Source organism: Hyphococcus aureus, assembly GCF_042643165.1.
GTDB lineage: Bacteria > Pseudomonadota > Alphaproteobacteria > Caulobacterales > Parvularculaceae > Hyphococcus > Hyphococcus aureus.
In genome coordinates this window covers 1-26,147 of record NZ_JBHRSH010000004.1, presented here as the reverse complement: position 1 = coordinate 26,147, position 26,147 = coordinate 1, and the positions used below count along the sequence as shown (strand labels likewise).

General features: G+C 55.3%; 22 protein-coding genes, 2 tRNA genes and 1 pseudogene. 20 read left to right on the top strand and 5 right to left on the bottom strand.

Features of this window, described 5'->3' with window-relative positions; translation table 11 throughout:
* The first annotated feature begins 61 nt into the window (after positions 1–61).
* A complete protein-coding gene (locus tag ACFOOP_RS19880; protein ID WP_379882942.1) occupies positions 62–544 on the top strand; it encodes a glutathione S-transferase C-terminal domain-containing protein in 483 nt (160 codons plus the stop codon).
* A gap of 35 nt (positions 545–579) precedes the next feature.
* Here the strand turns inward: ACFOOP_RS19880 and ACFOOP_RS19875 are convergent, their stop codons facing one another.
* On the bottom strand, positions 580–1,032 hold the full coding sequence (locus tag ACFOOP_RS19875) for a MarR family winged helix-turn-helix transcriptional regulator (RefSeq protein ID WP_379882938.1): 453 nt from the start codon (positions 1,030–1,032) through the stop codon (positions 580–582).
* Positions 1,033–1,110: 78 nt separating this feature from the next.
* Between ACFOOP_RS19875 and ACFOOP_RS19870 the strand changes: the two genes are divergently transcribed.
* From ACFOOP_RS19870 to ACFOOP_RS19845, 6 genes and pseudogenes are all read left to right on the top strand, one after another.
* The gene (locus tag ACFOOP_RS19870) at positions 1,111–2,508 is read left to right on the top strand and encodes an aldehyde dehydrogenase (protein WP_379882937.1); all 1,398 of its coding nucleotides are present in this window, start codon (positions 1,111–1,113) and stop codon (positions 2,506–2,508) included.
* Between the two features lie 126 nt (positions 2,509–2,634).
* A complete protein-coding gene (locus tag ACFOOP_RS19865) occupies positions 2,635–4,128 on the top strand; it encodes an AMP-binding protein (protein ID WP_379882936.1) in 1,494 nt (497 codons plus the stop codon).
* Between the two features lie 44 nt (positions 4,129–4,172).
* Positions 4,173–5,185 (top strand): annotated as a pseudogene (locus ACFOOP_RS19860) (4-hydroxybenzoate 3-monooxygenase); the annotation flags it as partial.
* A gap of 171 nt (positions 5,186–5,356) precedes the next feature.
* Entirely contained in the window at positions 5,357–5,977 is a 621-nt protein-coding gene (locus ACFOOP_RS19855; protein WP_379882935.1) for an RNA polymerase sigma factor, read from the top strand.
* Positions 5,978–5,981: 4 nt separating this feature from the next.
* On the top strand, positions 5,982–7,031 hold the full coding sequence (locus tag ACFOOP_RS19850; RefSeq protein ID WP_379882934.1) for a FecR family protein: 1,050 nt from the start codon (positions 5,982–5,984) through the stop codon (positions 7,029–7,031).
* Between the two features lie 122 nt (positions 7,032–7,153).
* Positions 7,154–9,874 carry a TonB-dependent receptor gene (locus tag ACFOOP_RS19845; RefSeq protein ID WP_379882933.1) on the top strand — a complete coding sequence of 907 codons (2,721 nt, stop codon included), beginning with the start codon at positions 7,154–7,156 and terminating at the stop codon, positions 9,872–9,874.
* A 341-nt stretch (positions 9,875–10,215) separates the two neighbouring features.
* Here the strand turns inward: ACFOOP_RS19845 and ACFOOP_RS19840 are convergent.
* A tRNA-Phe gene (locus ACFOOP_RS19840) sits at positions 10,216–10,291 on the bottom strand.
* Positions 10,292–10,585: 294 nt separating this feature from the next.
* Here ACFOOP_RS19840 and queF point away from each other — a divergent pair.
* The 10 genes from queF to ACFOOP_RS19790 all read left to right on the top strand — a co-directional run bounded on the left by queF (position 10,586) and on the right by ACFOOP_RS19790 (position 19,194).
* The gene (queF, locus tag ACFOOP_RS19835; protein ID WP_379882941.1) at positions 10,586–11,086 is read left to right on the top strand and encodes a preQ(1) synthase; all 501 of its coding nucleotides are present in this window, start codon (positions 10,586–10,588) and stop codon (positions 11,084–11,086) included.
* Positions 11,087–11,093: 7 nt separating this feature from the next.
* Positions 11,094–11,897, top strand: a complete 804-nt coding sequence (locus ACFOOP_RS19830; RefSeq protein WP_379882932.1) for a hypothetical protein — start codon at positions 11,094–11,096, stop codon at positions 11,895–11,897.
* Between the two features lie 148 nt (positions 11,898–12,045).
* Entirely contained in the window at positions 12,046–12,876 is an 831-nt protein-coding gene (locus ACFOOP_RS19825; protein ID WP_379882931.1) for a peptidylprolyl isomerase, read from the top strand.
* Positions 12,873–13,481 carry an NUDIX domain-containing protein gene (locus ACFOOP_RS19820; RefSeq protein ID WP_379882930.1) on the top strand — a complete coding sequence of 203 codons (609 nt, stop codon included), beginning with the start codon at positions 12,873–12,875 and terminating at the stop codon, positions 13,479–13,481. The genes ACFOOP_RS19825 and ACFOOP_RS19820 overlap by 4 nt, the downstream gene beginning before the upstream one ends.
* Before the next feature lie 28 nt (positions 13,482–13,509).
* Complete coding sequence (cysE, locus tag ACFOOP_RS19815; protein WP_379882929.1) at positions 13,510–14,355, top strand: serine O-acetyltransferase; 846 nt, start codon at positions 13,510–13,512, stop codon at positions 14,353–14,355.
* Between the two features lie 51 nt (positions 14,356–14,406).
* Positions 14,407–15,399 (top strand): LLM class flavin-dependent oxidoreductase, encoded by a 993-nt coding sequence (locus tag ACFOOP_RS19810; protein WP_379882928.1) that lies wholly within the window; start codon positions 14,407–14,409, stop codon positions 15,397–15,399.
* Positions 15,400–15,414: 15 nt separating this feature from the next.
* Positions 15,415–16,476, top strand: a complete 1,062-nt coding sequence (gene queA, locus ACFOOP_RS19805; protein ID WP_379882927.1) for a tRNA preQ1(34) S-adenosylmethionine ribosyltransferase-isomerase QueA — start codon at positions 15,415–15,417, stop codon at positions 16,474–16,476.
* Complete coding sequence (gene tgt, locus ACFOOP_RS19800; RefSeq protein ID WP_379882926.1) at positions 16,473–17,600, top strand: tRNA guanosine(34) transglycosylase Tgt; 1,128 nt, start codon at positions 16,473–16,475, stop codon at positions 17,598–17,600. Before queA ends, tgt begins: the two co-directional genes overlap by 4 nt.
* 161 nt (positions 17,601–17,761) lie before the next feature.
* Positions 17,762–17,837 (top strand) — tRNA-Lys (locus tag ACFOOP_RS19795).
* Between the two features lie 127 nt (positions 17,838–17,964).
* Positions 17,965–19,194: a tyrosine-type recombinase/integrase gene (locus tag ACFOOP_RS19790; RefSeq protein ID WP_379882925.1), complete on the top strand. Its 1,230-nt coding sequence runs from the start codon at positions 17,965–17,967 to the stop codon at positions 19,192–19,194.
* 359 nt (positions 19,195–19,553) lie between these two features.
* On the opposite strand, the gene ACFOOP_RS19785 is transcribed toward ACFOOP_RS19790, so the two are convergent.
* Positions 19,554–20,180, bottom strand: a complete 627-nt coding sequence (locus ACFOOP_RS19785; protein ID WP_379882924.1) for a Cap15 family cyclic dinucleotide receptor domain-containing protein — start codon at positions 20,178–20,180, stop codon at positions 19,554–19,556.
* Positions 20,181–20,649: 469 nt separating this feature from the next.
* The gene (locus ACFOOP_RS19780) at positions 20,650–21,567 is read right to left on the bottom strand and encodes a nucleotidyltransferase domain-containing protein (RefSeq protein WP_379882923.1); all 918 of its coding nucleotides are present in this window, start codon (positions 21,565–21,567) and stop codon (positions 20,650–20,652) included.
* A 591-nt stretch (positions 21,568–22,158) separates the two neighbouring features.
* On the opposite strand from ACFOOP_RS19780, the gene ACFOOP_RS19775 reads away from it, so the two are divergent.
* From ACFOOP_RS19775 to ACFOOP_RS19760, 3 genes are all read left to right on the top strand, one after another.
* A complete protein-coding gene (locus tag ACFOOP_RS19775) occupies positions 22,159–22,782 on the top strand; it encodes a tyrosine-type recombinase/integrase (protein ID WP_379882922.1) in 624 nt (207 codons plus the stop codon).
* A gap of 195 nt (positions 22,783–22,977) precedes the next feature.
* The gene (locus ACFOOP_RS19765) at positions 22,978–24,303 is read left to right on the top strand and encodes a GIY-YIG nuclease family protein (protein WP_491062257.1); all 1,326 of its coding nucleotides are present in this window, start codon (positions 22,978–22,980) and stop codon (positions 24,301–24,303) included.
* Complete coding sequence (locus ACFOOP_RS19760; RefSeq protein WP_379882921.1) at positions 24,303–25,541, top strand: SNIPE associated domain-containing protein; 1,239 nt, start codon at positions 24,303–24,305, stop codon at positions 25,539–25,541. Before ACFOOP_RS19765 ends, ACFOOP_RS19760 begins: the two co-directional genes overlap by 1 nt.
* Before the next feature lie 197 nt (positions 25,542–25,738).
* On the opposite strand, the gene ACFOOP_RS19755 is transcribed toward ACFOOP_RS19760, so the two are convergent.
* Positions 25,739–26,147 (bottom strand): hypothetical protein (locus ACFOOP_RS19755; protein WP_379882920.1); only part of this gene is annotated, 409 nt, incomplete at its 5' end.

Sequence of the window (26,147 nt, the reverse complement as noted above, 5' to 3'; positions counted from 1 at the left end):
CCGCGCCGAAAGCCATCTTGCCAAAGCCCTTCATGCCGCCTTACGTTCAGGGCGTGGCGGCATGAACGCCGTCCGACAACCCGCCGAGTCTAACAAATGGCTCGGAGCACTTCGATGGGTCAGGCCATTGGCCGAAGACGCGGAAATCACAGCGGATCTGTGCTTCTGCTCCGCGACACTCCATCCGCTCGTGACAAGGATTAGAATGCCGCAATTTTTTGCGGGTCCAGAGAACGCGTCCGCCGTAAAAAAAATGGGATGCGACGCAATGCGCGAATATTTCCAGCTTGTCGAAGACCGTCTCGCAGATCGTCCGTGGTGGTATGGCGAGACATGGAGCGCCATGGACGCCTATCTCTACTGGGTTTTCTGGCGCGTTGAGGGCGCGGAGTTTCCGGTGAACGACTATCCCAGATTTCGCGATCATGCGCGGCGCATGGAAGAGCGCCCATCGGTACAGCGCGCGATGGAGCGCGAGGATCGGATGACGGCGCAATTGGAAGCGGAAGGGCTCGCCTTCACACCGCCAAGCGTTTCCACTTAAGACCGGCGGCGGCATTCGATTTCGCTTTTCAGGTTTTAGCTCGCCGCAGCGACGCTGCCGCGCATCTTGATCAGAAGGTCAAGCAGTTGTTTTTGTTCGTCCTCGGTCAAGGCTCTAAAGAGTTCGGCCTCATGATCGGTTATGATCTGCCGGACGCGTTTGCCTAAGGCTTCGCCTTTCGGCGTGCAGGCGAGACCGAACGATCGCCCGTCGCAAACCTTGCGGACGATGAGGCCGTCATGTTCAAGACGTGCGATCAGCGGCGCAATGTTTGCTCGTTGCATCGCGAGCGACCGGCCGATCCGGGCTTGCGTTGCGCCGGGGTTCGCTTTGATCATCAAGAGCACTGTGCCCAGGGTGGGGGAGAGGTTCTGCGCCGTCAGGGCGTTGGCCAGATGCGCCATGCACGCCGCTGAAACGCGCCGAAGCTGATAGCCGAGAAATTTTTCCAGTGGCTCGAGGAGAGCCCGTTCGCGGATTTCGCTCATTCCGACAGGCTAAAATTATTGTTCATCGCAATCAAGAATGCTATGAACAATAGCAATAACACCCGAAGGGAGGAAGCCATGGAATTTCAACGCAAAAACCCGCTTACCGGCGAAACGGCAAGCACGGCCGCCGCCATGAAGGCCGGCGATATTCCCGCCGTGGCGGAACGCGCGGCGGCGGCTTTCCCCGATTGGGCCGCCATGGGCCCGAATGCGCGGCGGGCCGTGTTGATGAAGGCGGCGGCGGCGCTGGAAGCAAAAGCCGATGATTTCGTTCAGGCGATGATGGGCGAAATCGGCGCGACCGAAGGTTGGGCGCGCTTCAATCTGATGCTCGCCGCCTCCATGGTGCGCGAGGCTGCGGCGATCACGACGCAGATCAGCGGTGAAGTCATTCCTTCCGACAAGCCGGGTTGTCTCGCCATGGCGTTGAAAGAGCCGGTTGGCGTCATTCTCGGCATCGCGCCGTGGAATGCGCCGATTATTCTTGGCGTGCGCGCGATCGCCGTGCCGCTCGCCTGCGGCAACAGCGTCATCCTGAAGGCCTCCGAAAGCTGTCCGCGCACCCATGAACTCATCATTGAGGCGTTTGCGGAAGCCGGTTTCCCGGAAGGGGTGGTCAACTCTGTCACCAACGCGCCGGAAGACGCGGCTGAGGTCGTTGGTGCGTTGATCGATCATCCGGCCGTCAAACGCATCAACTTCACCGGCTCGACCGCGGTCGGCAAGATCATCGCCAAACGCGCCGCCGAGCATTTAAAGCCGGTGCTCCTGGAGCTTGGCGGCAAGGCGCCGCTGATCGTGCTCGAAGACGCCGATCTCGATGAGGCCGTAAAAGCGGCCGCCTTTGGCGCTTTCATGAACCAGGGCCAGATATGCATGTCGACGGAGCGGATCATCGTTGTCGATGCGGTGGCGGACGAATTCGTCAAGAAATTTGCGCAGAAAGCGAAGTCGCTGGCGACCGGCGACCCCCGCGAAGGCAAGACGCCTCTTGGCGCCGTCGTGGATCAGAAAACGGTCAATAATGTAAATGCCCTTATTGAGGACGCCAGTTCCAAAGGCGCGCGCATTCTGACGGGCGGCGTGGCGGAAAGCGTCCTGATGCCGGCGACCGTTGTCGACGGCGTGACTGCCGAAATGAATATTTATCGCGATGAAAGCTTCGGACCAGTTGTTGGCGTCATCCGTGCAAAAGACGAGGCGGACGCCATTCGGCTCGCCAATGATTCAGAATACGGCCTTTCGGCCGCTGTTTTCACCCGCGATGCAGCCCGAGGCCTTAAAGTAGCGCGCAAAATTCACTCCGGCATTTGCCATGTCAATGGACCGACTGTTCATGACGAAGCACAGATGCCCTTCGGCGGCGTCGGCGCCTCTGGCTATGGCCGTTTTGGCGGCAAGGCGGGCATCGACAGTTTCACAGAATTGCGCTGGGTCACGATCGAAACAGAATCCGGGCACTTTCCGATCTAATCTCGATTGAAACCAAATGATGGAGACACCGTGGTGATTGAGCGCGCCGAAGAAGCGGCGGTCGACCGTCAAGCCCCGGTCTCGGCTCTGATGATCCCTGCAAACAAAAAAGGTGAGTGAAGGCTCATGCCTCGGCCCGTTGACGATATTGGCATGCAGGCGCGCTTGCGTCCCGGCGCGCTCGCTGTTTCGGACCTGACATCGGACCGCCGCTGGACCTATGCGGAGTTCGATCTTGCCGTAGCGCGCTGCGCCGGCGCGCTCGTCGCCCGAGATGTGACGGCGGGCGAACGCGTCGCGGCCCTGGCGAAGAATTGCGCCGAACTTGTGATGCTTCATCTTGCCTGCGCGCGGCTCGGGGCGATTTACGTTCCGCTTAACTGGCGGCTCGCCGTGCACGAACTCGAACGCCTGATCGAGGATGCGGCGCCGGCGCTGCTCGTCGAAGGCGACGGCCTTGAGAACGCTGCTTTCGGGGGCGTTTCTATCGGCGGCTTCCGCGACGAGATCGAAGGGGCGAGGCCCCATTACGGCAGGGCCATCGAACGCGAAAAGCCAACGCTCATTCTTTACACCTCCGGCACCTCGGGAAAGCCGAAGGGAGCGCTCCTCAGCGAGCGCAATCTCGCCGAAACCGCCATCAACTTTTCTATTCTGGGTGCGGTCGGCGAGGACAGCGTTTTCCTTTGTGATTCCCCGATGTTTCATATCATCGGGCTTGTCACGAATGTGCGGCCTCCGATGATGCGCGGGGGGACGCTGCTGATCTCCGACGGTTTCGTTCCCGGCCGCACGCTTGAGCGTCTTGGCGATCCGGCGCTAAAGGTCACGCATTATTTCGGCGTGCCACAAATGGCGTCGGTGCTGCGGTCCGATCCCGCCTACTATCCGCAAAAGCTGAAGGGGTTGACGGCGCTCTTTACCGGCGGCGCCCCGCATCCGGCGGCGAACATTCGCGCATGGCTGGCTGATGGAATTCCCGTCGTCGACGGGTTCGGCATGAGTGAGGCCGGCACCGTTTTCGGCATGCCGCTCGATCCGGAGCTGATCGAGCGTCATGCGGGATCGGTCGGCGTTGCGACGCCGCGCGTCAAAGCGCGCATTGTCGATGCGATGGGTGCCGACGCTCCTGCAGGAGAGCCTGGCGAGCTTCTTCTCAAGGGCGACAACATCACGCAAGGCTATTGGCGGCGGGAAAAAGAAACGCAAGACGCGTTCACCGATGACGGCTGGTTCCGGACCGGCGATATCGCGCGGATGAATGAAGAGGGATTTTATTGGCTCGTCGACCGTCGCAAAGACATGTTCATTTCCGGCGGCGAGAATGTGTACCCTGCAGAGATCGAAGCGGTCGCTGCCGGTCTCGCGGGCGTCAAGGAAGCGGCGGCCGTAGGCGTGCCTGACGAAAAATGGGGCGAGGTTGGTCATCTTTTCTGGGTGGCGCATGAAAACGCGACGACAGAAGAGAGCGTCATCACGGCAGAGTTGGAGCGACATCTCGCCCGCTACAAACTTCCGAAACATTACACGCGCGTCGACGCCCTGCCGCGCAACGGCGCCGGGAAAGTGCTGAAAACCGTCCTGCGCGAGATGGCCGCGAAGGAGAATGCCTCCACATAAACCTGATCAGGCGCTGCCGCGGCGGCCGTTGAGCCTGTAGCGTCGGGGTGCTTGAAACGGTCACCGCCGACATTCTCGAAGACCTCGACATTGCCGACCATATGCATACGGAAGGTCTTGCTCATGACGGTTTTAACCTCGCCGACGGAGAGCGTCTGATCCGCATCGATGTTAAAGGGCTAACCAGCAATCATGTAATGGTTTACGGCCAGACGGAAGTAACCAAGGATCTTATCGATGCAGCGCCGTCGCGCGGTCTTGAGATCATTTGGGAAGCGGCGGATGTGGCGCTTCATGAGGTGAAGAGCAACGCGCCCTATGTCACCTATAAAAAGGACAACGCGGAACACCGCATAAATGCGCGCTTTATCGCGGGGTGCGACGGTTTTCACGGCCCCTCGCGCAAGGCCGTTCCCAATGCGATCGGTCAGCCTTTTGAAAAGGTCTACCCCTTGGCTGGCTGGGCATTCTCGCAGACGTGCCGCCCTGCAATCACGAGCGCGGTTTTGCACTTGCATCCATGCGGTCGCCGACACGGAGCCGCTACTACATTCAGGCCCCGCTGCCCGAGAGAGTCGAGGACTGGCCGGATGAAAAATTGTGGGATGAACTTTGCCGCCGTCTGCCGCCGGAAGCGGCGAAAAATGTGGCCCGGGGCCCGGCTCTTAAAAAATCGATAGCGCCGCTTCGCTCCTATGTGTTTGAGCCCATGCGCCAGGGATCGCTTTTCCTCGCCGGAGACTCCGCACATATCGTGCCGCCCACCGGCGCGAAGGGGCTTAATCTTGCTGCGTCGGATGTCCGCTACCTCTCGCGCGCATTAATCTTCTGGTTCGAGAATAACGACAAGGACGCGGTGGCCGCCTATTCGGAACAGGCGCTGGCGCGGGTCTGGAAATCGGAACGCGTTTCCTGGCAACTCACCATGCTGATGCACCGTTTCTCCGATGACGGTCCGTTCGACCGCCGGGTTCAGGTGGACGAACTCGAGTATATCGCCAGCTCCGAAGCCTCCCACCGGTCGATTGCTGAAAATTACGTTGGATTGCCGTTATAGGGTTGTTTTTGCTGAATTGTTTGTGGCGCTAGTTGGCGCCGCCATGGTGCGGCGCAACAAAATTCGGCCAGCGCTAGGCGGATTTTCATCGAAATCGGCTCTTACTCTATAAGTGGTGCGCTAGCCGGCGGGGATGCCGGGGCGGTGCCTTGGGCTGAAGACTGAAACGACGTGCAAAACAAAGACGAAAATCCGCCGTCAGAGCATGGGACGCTCGCCAGCGCATTTCTGCGCTATCGCGAGAGCCTGCGCCGTTACATTGCACGTCTGACGATCCGGCCTGAAGATGTCGAAGACATTCTGCAGGACACCTTTGTCAGCGTGCATCGTCTGGAGAGTGCGGAGAGCATCCGCTCGCCGAAGTTTTATCTTTATGCGGTGGCGCGACGCACTGCGTACCGGGAACTGAAAAGACAGGCGGCCCGTGTCGCGGAGTCGATTGATGAGGCGATTGAAAAGGGGGATGAGCCCGCCGCCGATATTGCGCCGCTCGACGAGGCGTTAGAGTCCCGGCGCTATTTCGAAACGCTGAGCGATGTTGTCGCCGAATTGTCGCCGCAATGCCGCCGGGTGTTTGTTCTGCGCAAGGTGTTCGGTTTTTCTCATAAGGAGATATCCGCCGCCATGGGCATATCGATCAGCACCACGGAAAAATATCTGGCCCGCGCTATGGCCCGCTGCCTTCAGGACCATCGCCTCAGCGAATTTCGCGACGGCAATGAAACAGACGGCTGTTCGCAAGCAGCGCCGGTGCAAAAAACCATGCCGGCGCAAAAACCCATGAATGAGTAAGGAAATGTCTTCAGTTATCAAAATCGTGGACAGACAGACGGTTGACGCGGTTGCCGCATCCTGGCTCGCGCAACTGGACGGCGGCGACTTGTCCCCGGCGGATATGGCGGCGTTTCGCGAGTGGCTGAACCGCAGCCCGGAACATCGTGAGACGCTGGCCCGCATGGCGAGGGTGTGGTCCGGACTGGACGCGGTCATTGAGGCGCGTCTTGAAAAAGCCTTCGCCGAAGCTGAGACGCAAAGTCCCCGGCCGGTGGGCATCGCATCGGCCTTGGCCTGGCTTTATCCGGCGCGCACTTCCTTCGTCGCCGCCGCGTCCCTGTTTCTGCTCGTGTTCAGTGTCTTCGTTGTCGCAGTCGATCCGTTCGGCTTTTCCGCCTCATCGCAAAAAGTCGTATATTCGGCCGCAATCGGTGAGCAAAAAGAAATGCGCCTTGAGGATGGCACCATCGTGCGTCTCAACACCGGTAGCTCCCTGGAGGTTGATTATTCGGACGAGGAGAGATCGGTCCGCCTGCTCGAGGGCGAGGCCTGGTTCGATGTGGCGCACAACGCCAAGCGGCCTTTTGTGGTTTATGCCGGCGACGGCGCCGTGCGTGCAGTGGGCACCTCCTTCGCAGTGCGAAAACGCGAAAATGTCGTGGATGTGACGGTCACCTCCGGCCGGGTCGTGCTTTCAAATCTGAAACGCCGCGCCGACGCGGAACCCTCGCCTTATCCGCTGGCGACCCTTGAGGTGGGGCATCAGGCCTCCTTTGACGAGCGCGTGGAGTCTGTCGAAAGCCTTGATAGCGAAGAAATTGACCGCAAGCTTTCATGGCGCAACGGATATTTGCGTTTTGACGGCGAGCCATTGTCGGAAGTCGTTGACGAGATCAGCCGATACACCATGGTCACTATCGTTATTGATGACCCGGCGCTTCAAGACCTCAGAATTGGCGGGTATTTTCAAACGGGCGACGTTAACACCATGCTGGACATTCTCCGGCAGTCATTTGGTGTCGAACATGAATGGAATGGGGAAGAAGAGGTAATTTTGGCGGCGGCGGAATAAGCGCAAAAAAACAAAAAAATCCGTCAGGCCTGTGGCGGATAATTTTAGCGAAGCGCTCTAACATAATGGGTCCGGCAATCGTTGCAAAAGACAGCGAGATCGGATCAAGGCAGGAAACGCACTTGAGGGGTATCAGACAAAGCAGCGTTGCAGCACTGGTCGTTGTGGTTGCTTCGGCGGGGGAACCGCCGAAAGCGGCGGCGCGTGAGGATGCGCGCGTGGAAGAGACTGTCCACCGCTTCGACATTGAAGAAACCAACGCCGCCGCTGCGCTGAACATGCTCGCTGAACAGGCGGGCGCTCCCATCTTGTTTCCCTACGACCGCGTCAAGTCACTCGAGGCTAATGCCTTGCATGCTGAATTGACGCTGGAGGAGGCGCTTTCCGCGATGCTTGCCGGCACCGGGTTGCGCGGATCGGTCAGCGAACGAGGAGCGATCATCGTTTCGTTTGGAAAAGACGAAAATCAGGAGAGTCAAAGCGTGTCCAAAAAATCATCATTTCTTTTCACAGTCTCGGCGCTCGCCGCGTCAGCGTTTCTGCCGCAGGGCGCCAGCGCCCAGGAGGGCGAGACAACGGCAACGGCAGCGTCGAATGTCGACAGCATCACTGTTACGGCTCGTCGCCGTGAGGAAAATCTCCAGGATACGCCAGTGTCGATTTCGGCATTCAGCGAGGAAGCCCTGGAGCGCCAGCAGATCGAGGGCACAGAAGACCTCGATATGATTACGCCGAACCTTCAGTTCACCAGCTATGGTCCGCTGACAGGCAACAACTCGGCGGCGCAGGTCTTTATCCGCGGCATCGGCCAGACCGATGCAACCGCGGCGGTCGATCCCGGCGTTGGCATCTATATGGACGATGTGTATCTGGGCCGGGCAGTCGGCGGCGCCATGGAATTCCGTGACATCGCCAATGTGCAGGTGTTGCGCGGGCCGCAAGGCACGCTCTTTGGGCGCAACACCATCGGCGGCGCTGTTCTGCTCACGACTAAAGATCCCGGCGATGAGTTTGGCGGCGAGCTCAAGGCGCGCACGGGCACGGACGATCTGATCCAGGTGTTCGGCGCTCTCGACTTGCCGCTCTCCGATACATTGGCGGCGCGTGTTTCCGGCGGGCTGAAAAAGCGCGATGGCTATGTCACCCGTGTGTTCGATGGTCTCGATCTTGGCGATGATGATACCTACAACCTCAACGCCAAAGTCCGTTGGGAGCCGACAGACGCTTTTTCGCTGACGATCAAGGCGGATTATGCGCATGAAGACGAGAACGGCTCGCCCTTCGTCTTTACCGACATCAACGAGGCGCAGGTCTTTCCGATCGCCGTCAGCGTCGGCGCGGGGTGTCCGGGGGCTGTCTTCCCACCGCCATTGCCGGTGCCGAATATTGATGACCCACGCTGCGCCAACGATTTCTACAATCTCGGTGAATTCACCAATGGCGGCAATGCGCCCGTCACCAGTACGCTCGAAAGCTGGGGCGTTTCCGGTCATGCAGCGTGGGAAGTGAACGATGTTCTGACCCTGAAGTCGATCTCTTCCTATCGGCGCCTCGAATGGAAGGGGCTTCGCGATGCGGACAACACGCCCTTCAACATCCTGACCACCAACCTCGAAAGCGAAAGCAAGCAATTCAGCCAGGAAGTACAGGCGCTGGTCGACCTCGACTCGGTCAGCGGCGTCATCGGCGGCTACTACTTTGACGAAAGCACCGACGACTTTACGCGCGTTCTTTTCTCGCCGCCGGCCCCGCCGATTCTCGCCGGCGCGCCGGGTCTCCTCGACGTGCAGCTGGTTGACCTTGGGACCAAGAGCTTCGCTTTTTTCACGGAGTGGACATGGGATCTGACTGAACAGCTAGGCGTTAGCGGCGGCATTCGCTATACGGACGAAGAAAAGTCCATGCAGGCGACAATTTATAACGCCGGTATTGAGCCGATTGATTTCATGCCGACTTCGCTGCCGACCATGGTGACGACACAGGGCGGTTCGCTGTTTATTTTCCCTGACGAGTTCACTGAAGATTTCTCGTCAGTAATCGGGTCTGCTTCGCTGCAATATCGCTGGAATGATAATTTCCTGACCTATTTCAGCTGGTCGCAAGGATTCAAAAGCGGCGGATTCAACGAACGCTACAATGCGGCGACCGTCGATCTTTCAACGGGAATTCCGAACAACTTGCCGATCTCGTTCGACGAGGAAACGGCCAACACTTACGAAATCGGCTTCAAGTCCGATTTCGGCGGCGTGTTCCGCCTTAACGCGTCGGGCTTCCGCACCAAATATGACGATATCCAGCTAATTTACCGCCTGGGCATCGTGCCGCTTCTCTTTAACGCAGGCACGGCCACGATCTCCGGTTTCGAGGCGGAATTCACCTATGCGCCTAATCGCGACTTCATCGTTGAAGGCAGCGTCGGATATCTGCGGGACGAGTTCAAGGACATCATTGCGGTGCCGCTCACAACAGCGACGGTCGGACCGGGCAACTCGTTGCCATTCACCCCGTCCTGGAGCGGCCATATTGGCGCTGCTTATACGTTTCATCCGACCTCGAGCTTGGAGCTGACGCCGCGTGTAAATCTGGCGATTACCACCTCGCAGTTTTTCGATGCGGCGAATACGGTTGAAGTCGCGCAGAACGACACGGTGACGGTGCTCAACACATCGGTCAAACTGGCTGCGCCGGAGCAGGGCTGGGCCCTGACTGTCGGTCTCCAGAACGCAACCGATGAACTCTATCCAGTGGCCGGCAACGCTTCTTTGTCGACATCCACCGGATATGCGGAGAATATCTATGCGCGCCCGCGCAACTGGTTTGTTGAGTTAAGCTACGATTTCTAGGCCTTTCCTTCCCGAAGAGTTTGGTCTTGCGGCCGCCCGCAGCGTTGCGGGCGGCCTTATTACATGATGCGCATTCACCTCTTTTGCCTCTTTGCATCACCGTCTTGCGGAGCAGACTCTGATGCGCGACTGCCATACGGTCTCATTTTGACAGGGTTGCAGCGGGAAAAGAGGTGAAAGCGGATTACCGCGCAGAGGTTGACCCAGCGTCTCGCAGACGCAAACGCCTTTCGTCCAGGCAAACTCGAAACAAAAATGTTCCACTTTTTCCAATTCGCCGAAAAAGTGGGAAAATTTTTTTCGGCTAAGGTCTTGTTCTTAATTGGAGGTGGTTCAGGAAATGGTGCCCGGGGGCGGATTTGAACCACCGACACGCGGATTTTCAATCCGCTGCTCTACCAACTGAGCTACCCGGGCGTGCGGGGCGCGGAGGCCTCGCCATGGGACCGCCGGCAGGCAAAACCCGGCCCGCGGAGCGCGGCTTATAGCCAGAGCGGGCGGGCTTGTCCATGGCCGTCGGGCATGAAATTGGCCGCCGGATTCCGCTGATTTTCGGTCTCTGAGCCTGCGTCTTCGCTGGGTGAAGGATGAGGGGCTTTGCGGGCGCCAGCGGGCGCCGGTATCAAGGGGAAAAGGATACTGCACATGGCCCAGAAAACCGCTTCCAGAAAGCCCGCCTCCGCCTCACGCAAGGCGGCGACCCTCGCCAATATGGAGAGCCTCGACCGCGGCAAGACCGCGAAGGCGAAAGTGAAGGGGAAAGCTGTTGCGCTGACCCAGCTTGGCCGGGAGACGGCGGCGCCCGCCGATCCGGAAACGGCGGTGCTTGAGACGGCGCCGAACCCGCAAGCCGGCGAGACTTATGTGGCGCGCTTCACCGCGCCGGAATTCACCTCGCTTTGTCCGGTGACGGGCCAGCCGGATTTCGCCCATCTCGTGATCGACTATGTGCCGGCGAAGCTGATTGTCGAATCGAAGTCGTTCAAATTATTTCTGACCTCCTTCCGCAATCACGGCGCCTTTCATGAGGATTGCACGGTCTATATCGCCAAACGCCTGATCGCGGCGGCGAAACCGAAATGGCTGCGCATCGCCGGCTACTGGTATCCGCGCGGCGGCATTCCCATCGATGTTTTTTATCAGACCGGCGAGCCGCCGAAAGGCGTATGGCTGCCGGACACAGGGGTCGCGCCTTATCGCGGGCGCGGATAATGTTAACGTGAGTCCGTTTGATGAATATCTTGAAGAAATATATCGCGGGAGAGAAAAGCCATCCTGTGGAGCGTGGCGACTTGAAATCAATTATATAAATATCGGTGAAGTCACATTAGCGAGAATCAATGGCCACGAGTTTTTCTGTTGGTTTTGGCCGAACGACTCCTTTGCGCAATTTGCCAATGATTTTGAGCGGTATGTCGAGGAAACCCGTCAGTTGTGTTCGTCACCTCCGAGCTTTCGAAAGCAGGGTAGTTGGTTTGTGTCGAAAAAAGATGGTTTCAAACGTGATGAATCTCTGTTTCAGAAGCTCGTCATGCTGCGCTCCACCTTACGCGACAAGATTTCGGGAGAGACAATTCTGAGGGCGCACGTCTTGTCCGTTTCTGATGACAAAGCGTGGTTTACGCCAAAATTCAAAAGCCCGCAGGTTTCTCTGCCATATCCGGATAGTAAAGTTTTCAAGATTCCGCCTCAGGCTGAACAGGAATGGGCTTGGAGATTGATGTCTGGTGAGAAGATGTTGGGCGTTTTGGAGTTAATGGAAGTTGATCAGCCCTCGTTTCATTGCGCCTTTCGAGAAGGGCCAGACTACGAAGATTTTCGGCCAATTTTTGATGCGCAACGAAGCAATGCTATTAATCAGTATAATGATGCACAGGCCAAGAAAGGTTTTGTAGAAGCTCAGGAAAAGATAGCTGAGCTGAAATTGCTACCAGTCTCACCAGAGACAAAAGATGTTGAGTTTTCTGTTCTTTATGTAGACGGAACAATTGCGCGATTCCGACCAAGAGTGGTGAGCGAATAGGGATGGTCTAACCGAGGAAAGTATGAGACACAGAATAGTAACCGCTTTTTGGGCCATAATCTTTGGTGTAAGTTGTAGCCCTGACGGAGCGGGGAAATCATCTTCTGAGAATCCTATTGAAGAAAAGGAAGCGTCTACGGCTGTCAAAATGAATGCCCAAAAACGCGGCCCCGGCCAGATCGTTGCGGAATCGGCGCCGGAAGACTGGCGCACGCTTGACCCAGAAAACCTGCTGGTGATTGAACTGGAGCGCGGGCGCGTTGTCGTGGCGCTATCGGAAAAGCTCGCCGCCTCCCATACGGCGCAACTGAAAGCGCTTGCCCGCGAAGGTTTTTATGATGGGCTTTCTTTTTATCGCGTGATTGACGGCTTTGTGGCCCAGGGCGGCGACGTTTTTGAAACGCGCGAGATCAAAACCGCTGAAAAGTCGCTCGCCGCGATGTTTGATGAATCCCTTACGGATGCGATGAAGTTCACCCCCATCAAGGATGTGGACGGATATGCGCCGCAAGTCGGTTTCATCGACTCGGAGGCGGTCGGCGTCGGAGGGGATCGTGTCTGGAAACTACATTGCACCGGCGCCATGGCTATGGCGCGCGGCAATGAGAAAGACACGGGCGGGACGGAGTTTTACATCGCCATCCAGCCGCAGCGTTATCTTGACCGCAATCTCACGGTTTTCGGCAATGTAGTCGAAGGCATGGAGCATGTGCAAAGGCTTCGCCGCGTCGCGCCGCCGGAAAGCGAGGACGACGATAGGGGAGAAGAAATTATCTCCATACGCGTCGCCGCCGACCTGCCGGAAGATGAACAGCCCGCGCTTGAAATCATGCGTTCCGATACGCCGACCTTCGCCGACTATGTGGAGGCGCGCCGCAACCGGCCGGAGGAGTTCTTTTACTTCCGGCCGGATCATGTGGATGTCTGTGCGCTGAGCATTCCGGTTCGCGCGATAGCGTCGGATATGTCAGCGGAATGAGTTCAGAGAAAAAAGTTGGCCCGTGGCGCGTGACAGGGTCGCGAGATGTTTTTGAAAATCCATGGATTGCGATCACCGATCACAAGGTCATTCACCCCGCCGGTACGCCGGGTGAATATGGCGTCGTCCATTTCAAAAACCTTGCGATTGGCGTGTTGCCAGTCGACGAAAACGGCATGGTTCCGCTGGTGGGCCAGCATCGCTTCCCCCATGACAAATATAGCTGGGAGTTGCCGGAAGGCGGCGGTACGCTCGGCGTAGATCCGCTCGTCGCTGCGCAACGCGAGCTTGTTGAGGAAACGGGGCTGACAGCAAAACAGTGGGCGCCGCTTTGCGAGTTCGATATTTCCAACTCCGTCACTGATGAGCGGGCCGTGTGTTTTATCGCCTGGGAGTTATCGCAAGGGGCCGCGTCGCCTGAGCCGTCGGAGGCGTTAACCGTAAAGAAGATTTTCTTCAAAGACCTTTTAGAAATGGTGATCTCGGGCGAAATTTCAGACAGTCTCACAATCGTGATGACATTAACGGCGCACGCCAAGGCCTTGCGCGGGGCGCTGCCTGAGCCTATCTCCGCTGCGCTGCTTGCGGGCGGCGAGCGAAAGTAGGAAACTCCCCGCCGGAGAGGATAGACCCATGGCGAAATCGTCGGCAAGCGCAGCATCCGCAAATACAAATGTCGTTGCGCTGAGCAAGGACCAGACCTGGGCGAAGATGCGCGTCGAGGCGGCGTCGGCGGCGGCGGCTGAGCCTGTGTTGGCGAGCTTTCTGCACGCGACCATTCTCAATCATTCCAGTTTTGAAGTCGCGCTTTCCTATCGTCTTGCGCAGAAACTTTCCGATCCGGAAATGAACGCGATGCTTTGGCGAGAAGTCTGCGCTGAGGCTTATGAGGGCGAGCCGAATATTGTTGAATCGGCGCTGGTGGATTTGCGCGCGGTGTTTGACCGCGATCCCGCGTGTCACGAATACATGCAGCCTTTCCTTTATTTCAAAGGCTACCTGTCTTTGCAGGCGCAGCGGGTCGCGAATTGGCTCTGGCGCCATGATCGTCAGGCGCTGGCGCTTTACCTGCAAAGCCGTATGTCGGAACTGTTCGCGGTGGATATTCATCCTGCGGTGAAATTCGGCAAGGGCGTGTTCATCGACCATGCGACAGGCATCGTCATCGGCGAAACCGCGCAAGTCGATGACGATGTGTCGATCCTTCAGAATGTGACGCTTGGCGGCACCGGCAAGGATGAAGGCGACCGCCATCCGAAAATCCGTCGTGGCGCGCTGATCAGCGTCGGCGCCAAAGTGCTTGGCAATATCGAAGTAGGCGAAGGCGCGAAAGTCGCCGCCGGCAGCGTCGTGTTGAAGACCGTCGAGCCCCATTGCACTGTCGCGGGCGTTCCGGCGAAACCGGTGGGCCAATGCGCCGATTCGCGGCCATCGGAGACGATGGACCAGAATTTCTACTACGACACCTATTCAATCTAGGCTGTTTCAGGCGTCTTGGCGCGGCGCGACTCTAAGGCGTACAATTTTCCCATGATCCCGATTTCAGTTCTCGACCTATGCCCGATTATTGAAGGCGGCGGCGCGCGCGATGCGCTTCTCAATGCGCGCGATCTGGCGCAGCTTTCGGAAAGCCTTGGCTTCAAGCGCTATTGGCTCGCCGAACATCACAACATCCCGGGCGTCGCCAGCGCGGCGACGTCAGTCGTCATTGGCTATGTGGCGGAGGGAACCAAAACCATCCGCGTCGGCGCCGGCGGCGTCATGTTGCCCAATCACGCGCCTCTGTTGATTGCTGAACAATTCGGCACGCTCGCAGAACTTTATCCGGGCCGCATCGACCTCGGCCTCGGTCGCGCGCCCGGCGGCGACATGGCGTCGATCCGCGCCCTGCGCCGGCCCATGCGCGAACAGGGTGAAGACCGTTTTCCCCACGACGTGATTGAGCTGCAGGCTTTTCTAGGGGATCCGCAGGAAGGTTATCTGCAAGCCGTGCCGGGAGCCGGAACCAATGTGCCTTTATGGATTTTGGGATCGAGCCTGTACGGCGCGCAGCTCGCGGGACATCTGGGGCTGCCTTACGCTTTCGCATCACATTTTGCGCCGGCGGAGCTTGAAAACGCTATTCACCTATATCGCGACAGGTTTCAGCCGTCAGAACAATTATCGAAACCCTATCTGATGTTGGCGGCGAATGTCGTCGCGGCGGAAACGGATGAAGCGGCGCAGCTGCTCGCCACCTCCCTGCAACAGGCGTTTGTCAATCTGCGCACCGGCCGCCCCGGAAAACTGCCCCCGCCTCAGGAGGGCTATCTCGAAAGTCTTGAGCCGAGGGCGCAGGGAATGCTGCGGGAGGTGTTGTCTTGTTCTTTCATCGGCGGGCCGGAAACGGTTACGTGGGAAATGAAGGCCTTTATCGACCGCCACAAGCCCGATGAACTGATGATTTCCGGGCAGATTTACGATCATACGGCGCGGCGGCGCTCCTTTGAAATCGCTGCGGAATGTGCTTCACGTCTCGCATAAGACGAAAGCCGTTTCATGCGTGTAGACCTTTTCGATTTTGACCTCCCGCCGGAGCGGATTGCGCTTGCGCCCGCTTCTCCGCGGGATGCTGCGCGGCTTCTCCATGTAAGCGGCGAAGCGCTTGAAGACAGGACGGTTAGCGATCTGCCGTCGCTATTGCGGTCCGGCGATCTCCTCGTCGCCAATGACACCAAAGTCATCCCGGCGCAGCTCTTTGGCGAGCGTCCGGCCCGGGACAAAAGTCAGGGCGGCGGCGAGCCGGTTTCCATCGAAGCGACCCTGCACAAGGATCTAGGGGATAACCGCTGGCGCGCTTTTGTGCGGCCGGCAAAGCGTGTTCGCGCGGGCGATGTCATTCATTTTGGCGGCGCCTTGATGGCGCAAGTGCGCGCGCGCGACGGCGCCGAAGCAGAATTGGAATTCGACACGCAAGGCGAGAACTTTTTCGCTGCGCTCGACAAGGCGGGCGTCATGCCGCTGCCCCCATATATTGCCCGCAAGCGCCCGGCCGATGAAACAGACAAGGCGCATTATCAGACCATGTTTGCCGAAGAGGCGGGCTCTGTCGCGGCGCCCACGGCGGGGCTGCATTTCACGCCTAGGCTGATTGAGGCGCTGAAAGAAAAGGGCGTCCACCAGATGACGATCACGCTGCATGTGGGGGCGGGAACGTTCCTTCCTGTCAGCGTGGACGACACCGCCGACCACAAGATGCATTCGGAATGGGGCGAAATCACCGAAGAACAGGCGGGGCAGATCAATGCGGCGCGTGCGGCGGGCGGGCGGATCATCGCCGTCGGCACCACATCCTTGCGCCTGCTTGAAAGCGCGGCGGCGGAAGACGGAACCGTCAATCCCTTCGCCGCCGAGACCGACATCTTTATTACGCCGGGCTATCGGTTTAAAGCCGTCGACATGTTGATGACCAATTTCCACCTGCCGCGCTCGACCTTGTTCATGCTGGTTTCCGCCTTCGCCGGAACGGATGCGATGAAGGCGGCCTACGCCCATGCGATTGAGAAGAAATACCGGTTTTATTCCTATGGCGACGCCTGTTTGCTGGAGCGCGCGTTATGAGTGCTGAATTCTCATTCGCGCTGAACGCAATCGACGGGCCTGCGCGCACCGGCGTTATCTCGACGCCGCGCGGGGAAATCCGCACGCCCGCCTTCATGCCTGTGGGGACAGCCGGCACGGTAAAGGCGATGCTGGTCGACCATGTGCGCGCCACCGGCGCCGATATTGTGCTCGGCAACACCTATCATCTGATGCTCCGCCCCACGGCGGAGCGCGTCGCCTCGCTTGGGGGTCTGCACAAATTCATGAACTGGCCGCATCCGATCCTGACCGATAGCGGCGGGTTTCAGGTGATGTCGCTGTCAAAGCTCCGTAAGCTGACGGAGGAGGGTGTGTCGTTCCAGTCGCATATTGACGGTTCGAAACATATGCTGACCCCGGAACGCTCTATCGAGATCCAGTGTCTTCTCGGCTCCGACATCCAGATGCAGCTCGATGAATGCCCGGCGATCCCCATCGAACATGACAAGGCGCGGGAGTCGATGCTGCTCTCGGTGCGCTGGGCGGAACGCTCGAAACGCGCCTTCGAGGAAAAGTCGCAACCGGGACAGGCGCTGTTCGGCATCGTGCAGGGCGCCAATTACGAAGATCTCCGGCGCGAAAGCCTAGACAAGCTGATGGAGATCGGTTTCCCGGGCTATTCCATTGGCGGGCTCGCGGTAGGCGAGGGGCGCGAGGAAATGTTCCGCGTTCTTGAATTCACGACGCCTCATATGGACGGGGCCAAGCCGCGCTATCTCATGGGCGTGGGCAAGCCTGCGGATATTGTCGGTGCCGTCGCCCGGGGCGTCGATATGTTCGATTGCGTCGCGCCGACGCGCTCGGGCCGCCACGGTCAGGCCTGGACCAGGGCCGGCGCCATCAACATCAAGAACGCCCAATTCTCTGACGATCCCGAGCCGCTTGACCCGTCGAGCGCCTGTCCGGCGAGCCGCGACTATTCCAAAGCCTATCTCCATCATCTCTTCCGCGCTGGGGAATATCTCGGGCCGATGCTCCTGACCTGGCACAATCTCCATTATTATCAGGAGCTTATGGCGGGAATGCGCGCCGCGATTGCAGCGGGCGGCTTCAGCGATTTCGTCGCCCAATTCCGGGCCGAGACCGGCGAAACAATTGTGTGAAAATCGGCGAAAATTCCCGCGTCGAATCGGTTGACCAGGCCGGGGGCCGCAACTATGTTCCGCGCCTCTCAGGCGGTCGCCGCCTCACGGGACCCCGTGGGCGGCTTTTCTTTGCCGGGTATCGCAACAGCAGACTATCGCGTGACCCGACGCCGTTTTGTGGGCCCTTAGCTCAGCCGGTAGAGCAACTGACTTTTAATCAGTAGGTCGATGGTTCGAACCCATCAGGGCTCACCAAAATCTTCAACAAGATCAACTGCTTATAGAAATTGGGGAATATCGTTTCTTCGTGCTCAGGCCGAATTGGGTCACATTTTGGGTCACAGTTCAAATGCTGCAGCCCAAACTGAAATGGGAGCGAGCGATGAAGACGATACGGATGACAGACCGTTGGCTGAGCACGGTGAAGGTTGGGGCAGGCCGCGAAGAATTCGCTGATGCGATTGTGAGAGGCCTTCGGCTGCGGGTGACGCCTCGATCAAAAAAGTGGTCGGTATTTACGCGCATCTCCGGCAAGCAGTCTCGTGTTCCCTTGGGCGACTATCCGGTCGTGCCGTTGGCTGCCGCTCGCGATCGAGCTGATGAGGTCCTTTCGACAGACACTATTGGCGAGTTTCAACGAAAGCTTCAGCGGTACTCCTCGACGAAATCACCGACAATGTTGAGCCTTTGCGAAGATTACACTGATCAAATGCAAGCGAAGGGCCAGTCATCTCACAAAGAATATCGAAGGGCCTTGTGCGAAAGCCCTTCAAGTTTCTGCGTGTTTCTTCAAGAACGACTGGGTAGGGAAGGCTTGGTCGCCGACGTCAATACAGCAATTGTCGCGGACTGGCTTCGAAGCATATATGAAAGAGCGCCTTCCCATTCGCGCCACTGTCGCGCCTATCTCCACGCTGTGTTCGAATGGGCCATCAAAGCCGAATACGACTATACATCGCCACAAGGCCGTAAATCTTACGGAGTCACATCCAATCCAGTTTCGTCGACGCCCGGGGGCGCCAAATCAAAACCCCGACAACGAGTTTTGACTTCGGACGAGCTAAAGCTTGTGTGGAGCCACATCTCGGAAGTGTCAGAACCTAAAGTCGCCAAAGCAATTCGAACTGTTATTTCCATGGGCGGTCTTCGGATAAGTGAAATCGTTGGCATTCAGTCAAGTTGGTGTGAGAACGGTTGGCTGACCCTTCCAGAGACGAAAAACGGACGGGAGCATTCTCTACCATTTACGAAGTTGGCATCAATCGAACTTGAGGCCGAGTTAAATAGCGCAAACGAAACCGCGCAAACTTATTTCTTTCCCAATCGATCGCGGAAAGATGAGGCAATGCCAATTACTACTACCGGTCGAGCGGTTAGCCGAATTATAAAGCATCTCGAAATGGAGCCATTCCAGTTGCGCGATATTAGACGCACAATGAAAACTCATCTTCTCGACAAAGAATACGTTGAAGAACGCGAAATCGACATATGGCACAACCACGGTCAAAAGTCAGATGTGGCGCGAAAACACTACTCTTGGGCGGAATACCGAAGCTTGAAACAGCGGGTCGCAGATCAGATTGACAGATTTCTGGACGATTTCATTACTTGATGAGGGCTTCGTCCGCTGCGTAGCTCCAAGATCCTGACATTCTGGATGAGGTGCGAACGGCATTTGGCTCGGTTGCTTTCAAAGGAAAGCGCCGCCAATTGCTTTTTTTTGCCTCATCAGACAAGTTCGCATACCGGTTTACGTCAGCAATGCGCGCAGAAGCGGACATTGAGTTAAGTACTTCGCAACCCGAAAGTTTGAATCTGTCAATAATACTCCCCTCCGCTAAACAGGCTATAGCAATTCCTATTTCTAATAGAGCTAAGTTTTACGCAGGACCTAGTTGCGGATTGTAAAGTTTGTCTTCTTAGTAAAATACTTCGGGTGCACTAATTCAGGCCATTTCACGGGAACGATGCTTATGGTTTGGCGAAAAGCTCGCGCCCAGCCTCAAAGGAGTCAATTTCCCCCTTTTTCCGGCTAGATACGGAAAAAGTCCCGATGCTCTTTCGCTCGGTCCAATACTCCCCTGAGAACGATACTGGCTTATACCCCCTCACATGAAAAGCAGCGCTTCCCTGATGGTAAGCGCTCCGCTTTTCCCTTAGGCTAATGTGGGGTTGATTTTCGTAAACAATAGCTAACTTAAACACTTCCTGATCAAACGAAAATGCGTACGCAACAGTTTTGGAGCGTGATTCTTCGGTAAATGTCCGCATACAAAAGTTCGTTGCGGTTTGATCAACTTGCGCAAAACCTTCGATCGGTCCAATTGGATTTCCGGTATCGGGGTCAATCCAAGTCGATTGAATTTCGACTCTCCAGACCCCCCGTAGATCGGGTATTTTTGTCAGCCACCTGCGAAAAATTGGCCAATGCCAGATTTGTGTTTCGTAAACCCACAATACAACGCTGGCGGCAGTTATGGCAGCTAGAAATGGTCGTGCGGCCCCAAGGATTGTCGTTGGTAGTCCCCAAAGTAGCGCTGCGACCAGCCAGGTAGCCGCTGTCACCCCCACAATGATGACCCTGAGTTCTTTATTCATTTCCCATTATCCTGGAGGCAACCCCGTTTTCAAATCGCCAAGCGTCACCGGAGCTCCAAAAATAGACGAATCGGACGTCTGGAACAGCCGACATAATCCTACTGCTATTGAACGCGGAGCCGCGGTTTGGGATTGGCACCGTACTCGTTGGGGGAGGGAATAATCGATATGACCATCCAATCATACGATACTCAGTAGGTTCGTTAAGCCTGAATACCATTGCACCATCATGAATTGACGGGTTCAATTCGACTGCTTCGGCCAAACGTCTGGAAAAGTCATCTGAGAACAGCCAGCCTGTTTCGGGCATTGGATCGCGCAGCATTGGTTCCGCAAAGGGAATTTCATTTGATCCGTCGAAAAAGATCACGATTCCGGAAGATATATTTCCCGGCGCATTTTCACTTCGCAGCAAAATGCTTTCGAATATCTGATCGGCGGGTAAACTTGCGACCAACGCGGGGTCCCCTTATTGTATTCCCAAATAATGGCGGGCATCAGATACAAAAGCAAAAGCTTGTTCGCGGTTCCAGCTTTGGCCCACGCGAAATAGATACTTTATTGCATCTACTTCGGTCCATTCGTTACAAGCCGTATCGATACAAGTATTAATCCACATGTAGTTTAGCGCCGCTTCGACTCGCTGATTCCATGAGGGTGGGTAGTAGGCAGCGTCAGGAACATTATAAGCTAAACATTCTAAGAGATATCCAGGCACATTGGATGCAGAAACAATGTTACCTTTTTCCATCGTGGCGCGTAGTTGCTTTAGTATGCGGACCATGCCCTTAAAGGCCCGAGAGGTATTTGTGTTTTTACTAACTCCATTTTCATAATGGAGGGGAGTATAAGGCCAATGATCCAGTAGGCGCTCAGGATAATTTACAATTCGGTGCCCATTGTCGGTTATTAATGCGACGCCGGCGCGATAATTATCCATGTCCCAATAGTGGCGATATTCGAATAAGGGAACGACATCTGCCTCCACACCAAGGGGAGTGTTTTTGACGTTAAAGGCTTTGTTGCCCCTATTTACGCTCGCTGCCCCAAATTTTGAAACTAATGCATTCCCAAGATCATTTTTGAATTCCGCAAAGGTATAGCTGCCTGCAACGAATCCAAAATCGGATCTGTGTTTTCCCGCGGGATAGTCTTCAAGAAATACGTCGTTACAAAGTACGCCAACGTCAACGTCGCTTTGCGCCTTAGCATCAACGCGATTTCGATAAGAGCCTTGAACAAATGATTTTATCGACCGATGGCGCAACGCATATGAATCCGAAACCGCTGACTTTATCGCATTGATCGCGTTTTCGCAGCGCGACTTTTCTGAGTCGCCGGGTGGTTGTGACCAGGTGGTGAAGGCAGTTTCCCAATTCGCATCCATAAGAACTCAGAATATTGCTGCAAATTCTAATTAGTATAGATTCCCTATCCTATATAGATGTGGGGAAAATTGAACGAGAATCATTTCCAAATGGTCGAAAGCAGTCTTATTAGTAGATGAAATTATAAAACGGCATGACACCCCTATGGACTTCTCACGCGTAAAAATCCCTTGATCGGTTTTGAAGACTTTTTGAGCGCTCCGTTTGCGCCTCCTCTGTTCCCCGAAAATTTCGCCAATTAACGCGAAAAACCGTTGTAATTTAGCCACTTAAGCCGCGTTTTGATCTGCGCTGGTTTACGCTCACGGCCCCTCAAAACATACTCCGGCGACCCAAGGCTGTTTGCGCTGGCCGGGGCGATGGCGCGTCTCGGGTTCCACCAGATTGGCGTAATAGAGTGAACTTAGACTCCGACATGGAATGAGATCACGAACCGGAATACCGTACCTGAAGGGACTCGAATTTCTGCTCGTTAGGTTCTTCATTGTGGCCAGTACATTTGCATATCGAAAGTCCGCTAGGAGGATTATTTGGAATTGATAGTTCTCTGATCTGCTATTCGTTTGACTCCCTGGAGATAGGAGCCAAACATGCCAGTTACCAACTCAGAATCTGATAAAAGTCCGTGGAACAAAGGGAAACTCGTTGGGCAAAAAGCGCCGCTCAAACCGCCAGAGGTGTGGGCAATTCGCGTCCGACTTGAGCTTGCCAATAGGAGGCGCGACCTCGCGCTATTTAACTTGGCAGTCGACAGTAAGTTGCGAGGATGCGACCTTTTACGAATTCGGGTTTCAGATGTGCGAACCGGCGGTGAAATCCGCAGGGGGGCAAAGATCCTTCAAAGCAAGACAGGAAACCCAGTTCAATTCGAAGTCACAAAGTGCACGCGCAACTCGATTGAGGCGTGGTGCAGCTTCAGTAAATTACAATCACACGATTGGCTGTTTCCGAGCAGAAAAGATCGGAAAAGGCATTTGACGACTCGGCAATATGCGCGATTGGTCGAACGATGGGTCGGAGCGATTGACTTGCCTCGATCATCTTACGCCACGCACTCAATGCGACGGACAAAAGCTACATTGATTCACAGGAAGACCGGAAATCTGAGAGCTGTCCAACTACTTTTGGGGCACACGAAGATTGATAGCACGGTTAGATATCTTGGTGTGGAGGTCGAAGATGCATTGGCGCTTGCCGAGAGTATCGAGCTTTAGCCTGAATGGCGCGTTGCCGTCCAATAGCGGCAATTACACAACTAAAGCCGGCTTGGGAATATTGGAACGGCCTCAACTTGCCTATACTATAGGTGAAATGTACGCATTGCTGCGCCAAGCAGAAGGCGTGACTTGGTGCTAGGCGTTTGCAATTGGCAAAACAAAATTGATTATTTCGATCGGGAGTACACAAAGATGAATTTTGTTTTGAATTCGCATCAAGTCGTACTGGTTGTCAGTATAACATTTTTGCTTTCTGCAGTTATCCTTCTGTTTCTCGCTATAAAAAGTCTGGGAAGAAAAACGAACCTGCTTGCTCAGAAGCTCGATGATCCAGAATGCCTGCCGAAAGCAATTAAAAACACTGCAGCCCTGACAGAAAAGATCGAGAATGGGTGCTCGGTGCTTCAGCTGGTCAAGGAAGAAAACGTTTCTTTTTCTGAAAAGCTGCGATACGTCAACGCCAAATTATATCCGCCTGTGTTCAAGCATGATGATAGCGAAAAGCTCAAGAACGCGATCTCAGTATGCCGCGATCAACAGCTCACTTGTATTCTAAGCGGTGGCGCCGCTGATTCATACTCAGATTGGGAGTGGTTTGGCAGTAAATCAGATGGCCGCGCTATGGTCACAGCATATAAAGAACTGCTGATATCGGCTTTTAATGCAGAATTCGACACGATACGCCGACAGATGCGAGCCTCGACTACCTCAACTGCGCGAGAGAAGCTAATAAAATTGCGTGAGCAATTAGAACGTCTATCTGAAACGGTGAGATGCACGATTACCGCAGAATACTTTAATCTGAAATTGAAAGAGCTTCAAGTTTGGGCTGAGGAGTTGGCCAGGAGAGAAGAGGAAAAGGAACGCAAGAAGGCGTATCAACAAAAGCTGCGCGAGCAGAACAAATTGAATGGCGAGGACATCGATATCGAGGAAGTCGAAGATCAGCTCGAATTTACCAAGAACGAACTCGCTGCTGCAAGAAGACAAGCGCTTGAACTGGCCGGACTAGCGAATCGGGATCTTGATAAGGAAATCGCAAAGCTCGAAAAGCAAATAGCAGCGTCTGAGGAGAAGCTACAAAGAGCCACTTCCGAGGCGCAGAGAACAAGGGCCGGTTTCATATATGTCATATCGAATATTGGCAGCTTCGGTGAGGGCGTTGTCAAAATCGGGATGACACGGCGTCTGGAGCCGATGGATCGCGTCACCGAATTAGGGGATGCCAGCGTACCTTTCCGGTTTGATGTGCATACGCTGGCATTCGTCGAAGATGCTCCTGCTATCGAGAAGAAACTGCATGTGCACTTCAATGACCGGCGGGTAAATAAGGAAAATTACCGCAAAGAGTTCTTCCGCGCGTCTCCTCAAGAGGTTCAAGAAGTTCTTGAGGCAATGGGTGCGCAGTCCGATTGGTACATAGAGGTTGAGGCGCGCGAGTATCGGGAAACCTTATCAATTTTGGCTGCCAGAGACACTGCGCCGAGCGTATCTGCCAAATTTCCGGAGGTGATCTGATGCTCTTGCTGGCAATCTCATATCTCGTGATTTTGGCTTTATGCGCTGCATTATTCTTTGTGGTTACGAAATTCGCCAAGGTCAGGTCAGCGCATATGGCAATGTGCAAAGACGCCGCACCTATCCAGGATGCCGAAAAATCCCTTAAGGAAGCCGAGAGCCGATATCATAAACTTCAGGATGAGTATCACTCGGAATTGCAAATTCTCCGTGAAAACGAGAGAAGGCTCTCATTATACGAATTGAGCGTTGGCACAATGGATATGTCACTAAGCAAGACAGGCTTCAGCGCTAAATCGCTTGAAGAATTAGAACTTGCGCTTGTGAAGGTTAAAGAGGACATCAAGAAAATGGTCCAAGCCAAAACAGCTTGTGTTTGTTCGATGGGGAACGATGTTGCGGTAAATGGCAGTAAAGCGGCGGCAAGAAAACTGTTTAACCGTGAAATCAAGCTGCGCCTTCGTTGTCTCGATAACGAATTCAAGATGGCCAATGCGGTCGTCGATTGGAATAATGTCGAGCGTTTGAAAGAGCGCTGCGAGCGGACATTTACCGAAATCAACAATAATGGTGATCTCATTAAAACACAAATTCGCCGCCAGTATCTCGATCTGAAGCTTCTCGAACTCGATTTGAATCATCACATCAATATGAGGCGTCAGCAGATTAAAGAAGAAGAACGTGAAGAACGACGGCGTTTGATAGAAATAAAGCGGGAAGAAGAGCGTATTGAGCGAGCCGCGAGAAAGGCGGTCCGGGATCGCGAAGTAATGGAGGCGTTAGTTGCGCAGGAGCTTGCAAAACTTGATCCTGCTGACACCGAGAAGGCGCTTTTGATAGAGCGTATGCGCAATAAGTTAGAGGAACTCAAAAAGGCGGAAGTCCGGGCATTATCAATGGCGGAATTGACGCGCGCAGGCTACATCTACGTTATTTCCAATGAAACGTCCTTTGGCAACGGGATTTGCAAAGTTGGAATGACGCGGAGAGTCGATCCGAATGACCGTGTGAGAGAGCTAGGAGACGCTTCAGTACCAGAGTTTTATGATGTTCACGCATTCGTTTATAGTGATGATGCGCCGAGCCTTGAAAGACACTTGCATGAAAAACTTGAAGAGCAGCGTGTTAACCTGATTAATCGTCGTAAGGAATTTTTCCGAGTTAATCCGGATGATGTTATTGGGCTAATTAAAAAGTATGATCCGTCTCTACAAATCGAACACGCTCAAATAGGTTAAGCTGCACATGTAAAGTGCCGTTGACTGTCCTGGAGGGACCGTGCGAGACCAAATTAGTATATTTCGAGATAGTGTTTCTACGTCCGTAATGTCCGCTTTGAGGATTTTGACGACATCACTTTATTCCTCGGTGGGCCATTCTTTGTTACGGCTGAAATCTAATACTTGAGCGATCATTGGCGGTAGGGAAACGGAAACTAATGGAAATCACGACTTTGAAATAACTTCCTGGCCTGCTGGCGCGGATGCACCGCTGGCGGGGCGGTGGGTCCTGTCTTGAAACGCGAAGTTTGCCGGCTGTCCGGGATCTGCTTTTTGACTTCATCGGCAGAGCGCCAAGTCATATCGATTGAAGTTTCGGCATCGCCGAGTTCGTCGAAAAGATAAGACAAATCGTCGATCTGTTCTGAAATCACATGAATAACGCGGCCTTCACGCTGGACCTTGCCCGTAACTTTCAGCAAACGCCCCTGCATCACTGGCCTGACCCATCGAAGTGCTCCGAGCCATTTGTTAGACTCGGCGGGTTGTCGGACGGCGTTCATGCCGCCACGCCCTGAACGTAAGGCGGCATGAAGGGCTTTGGCAAGATGGCTTTCGGCGCGG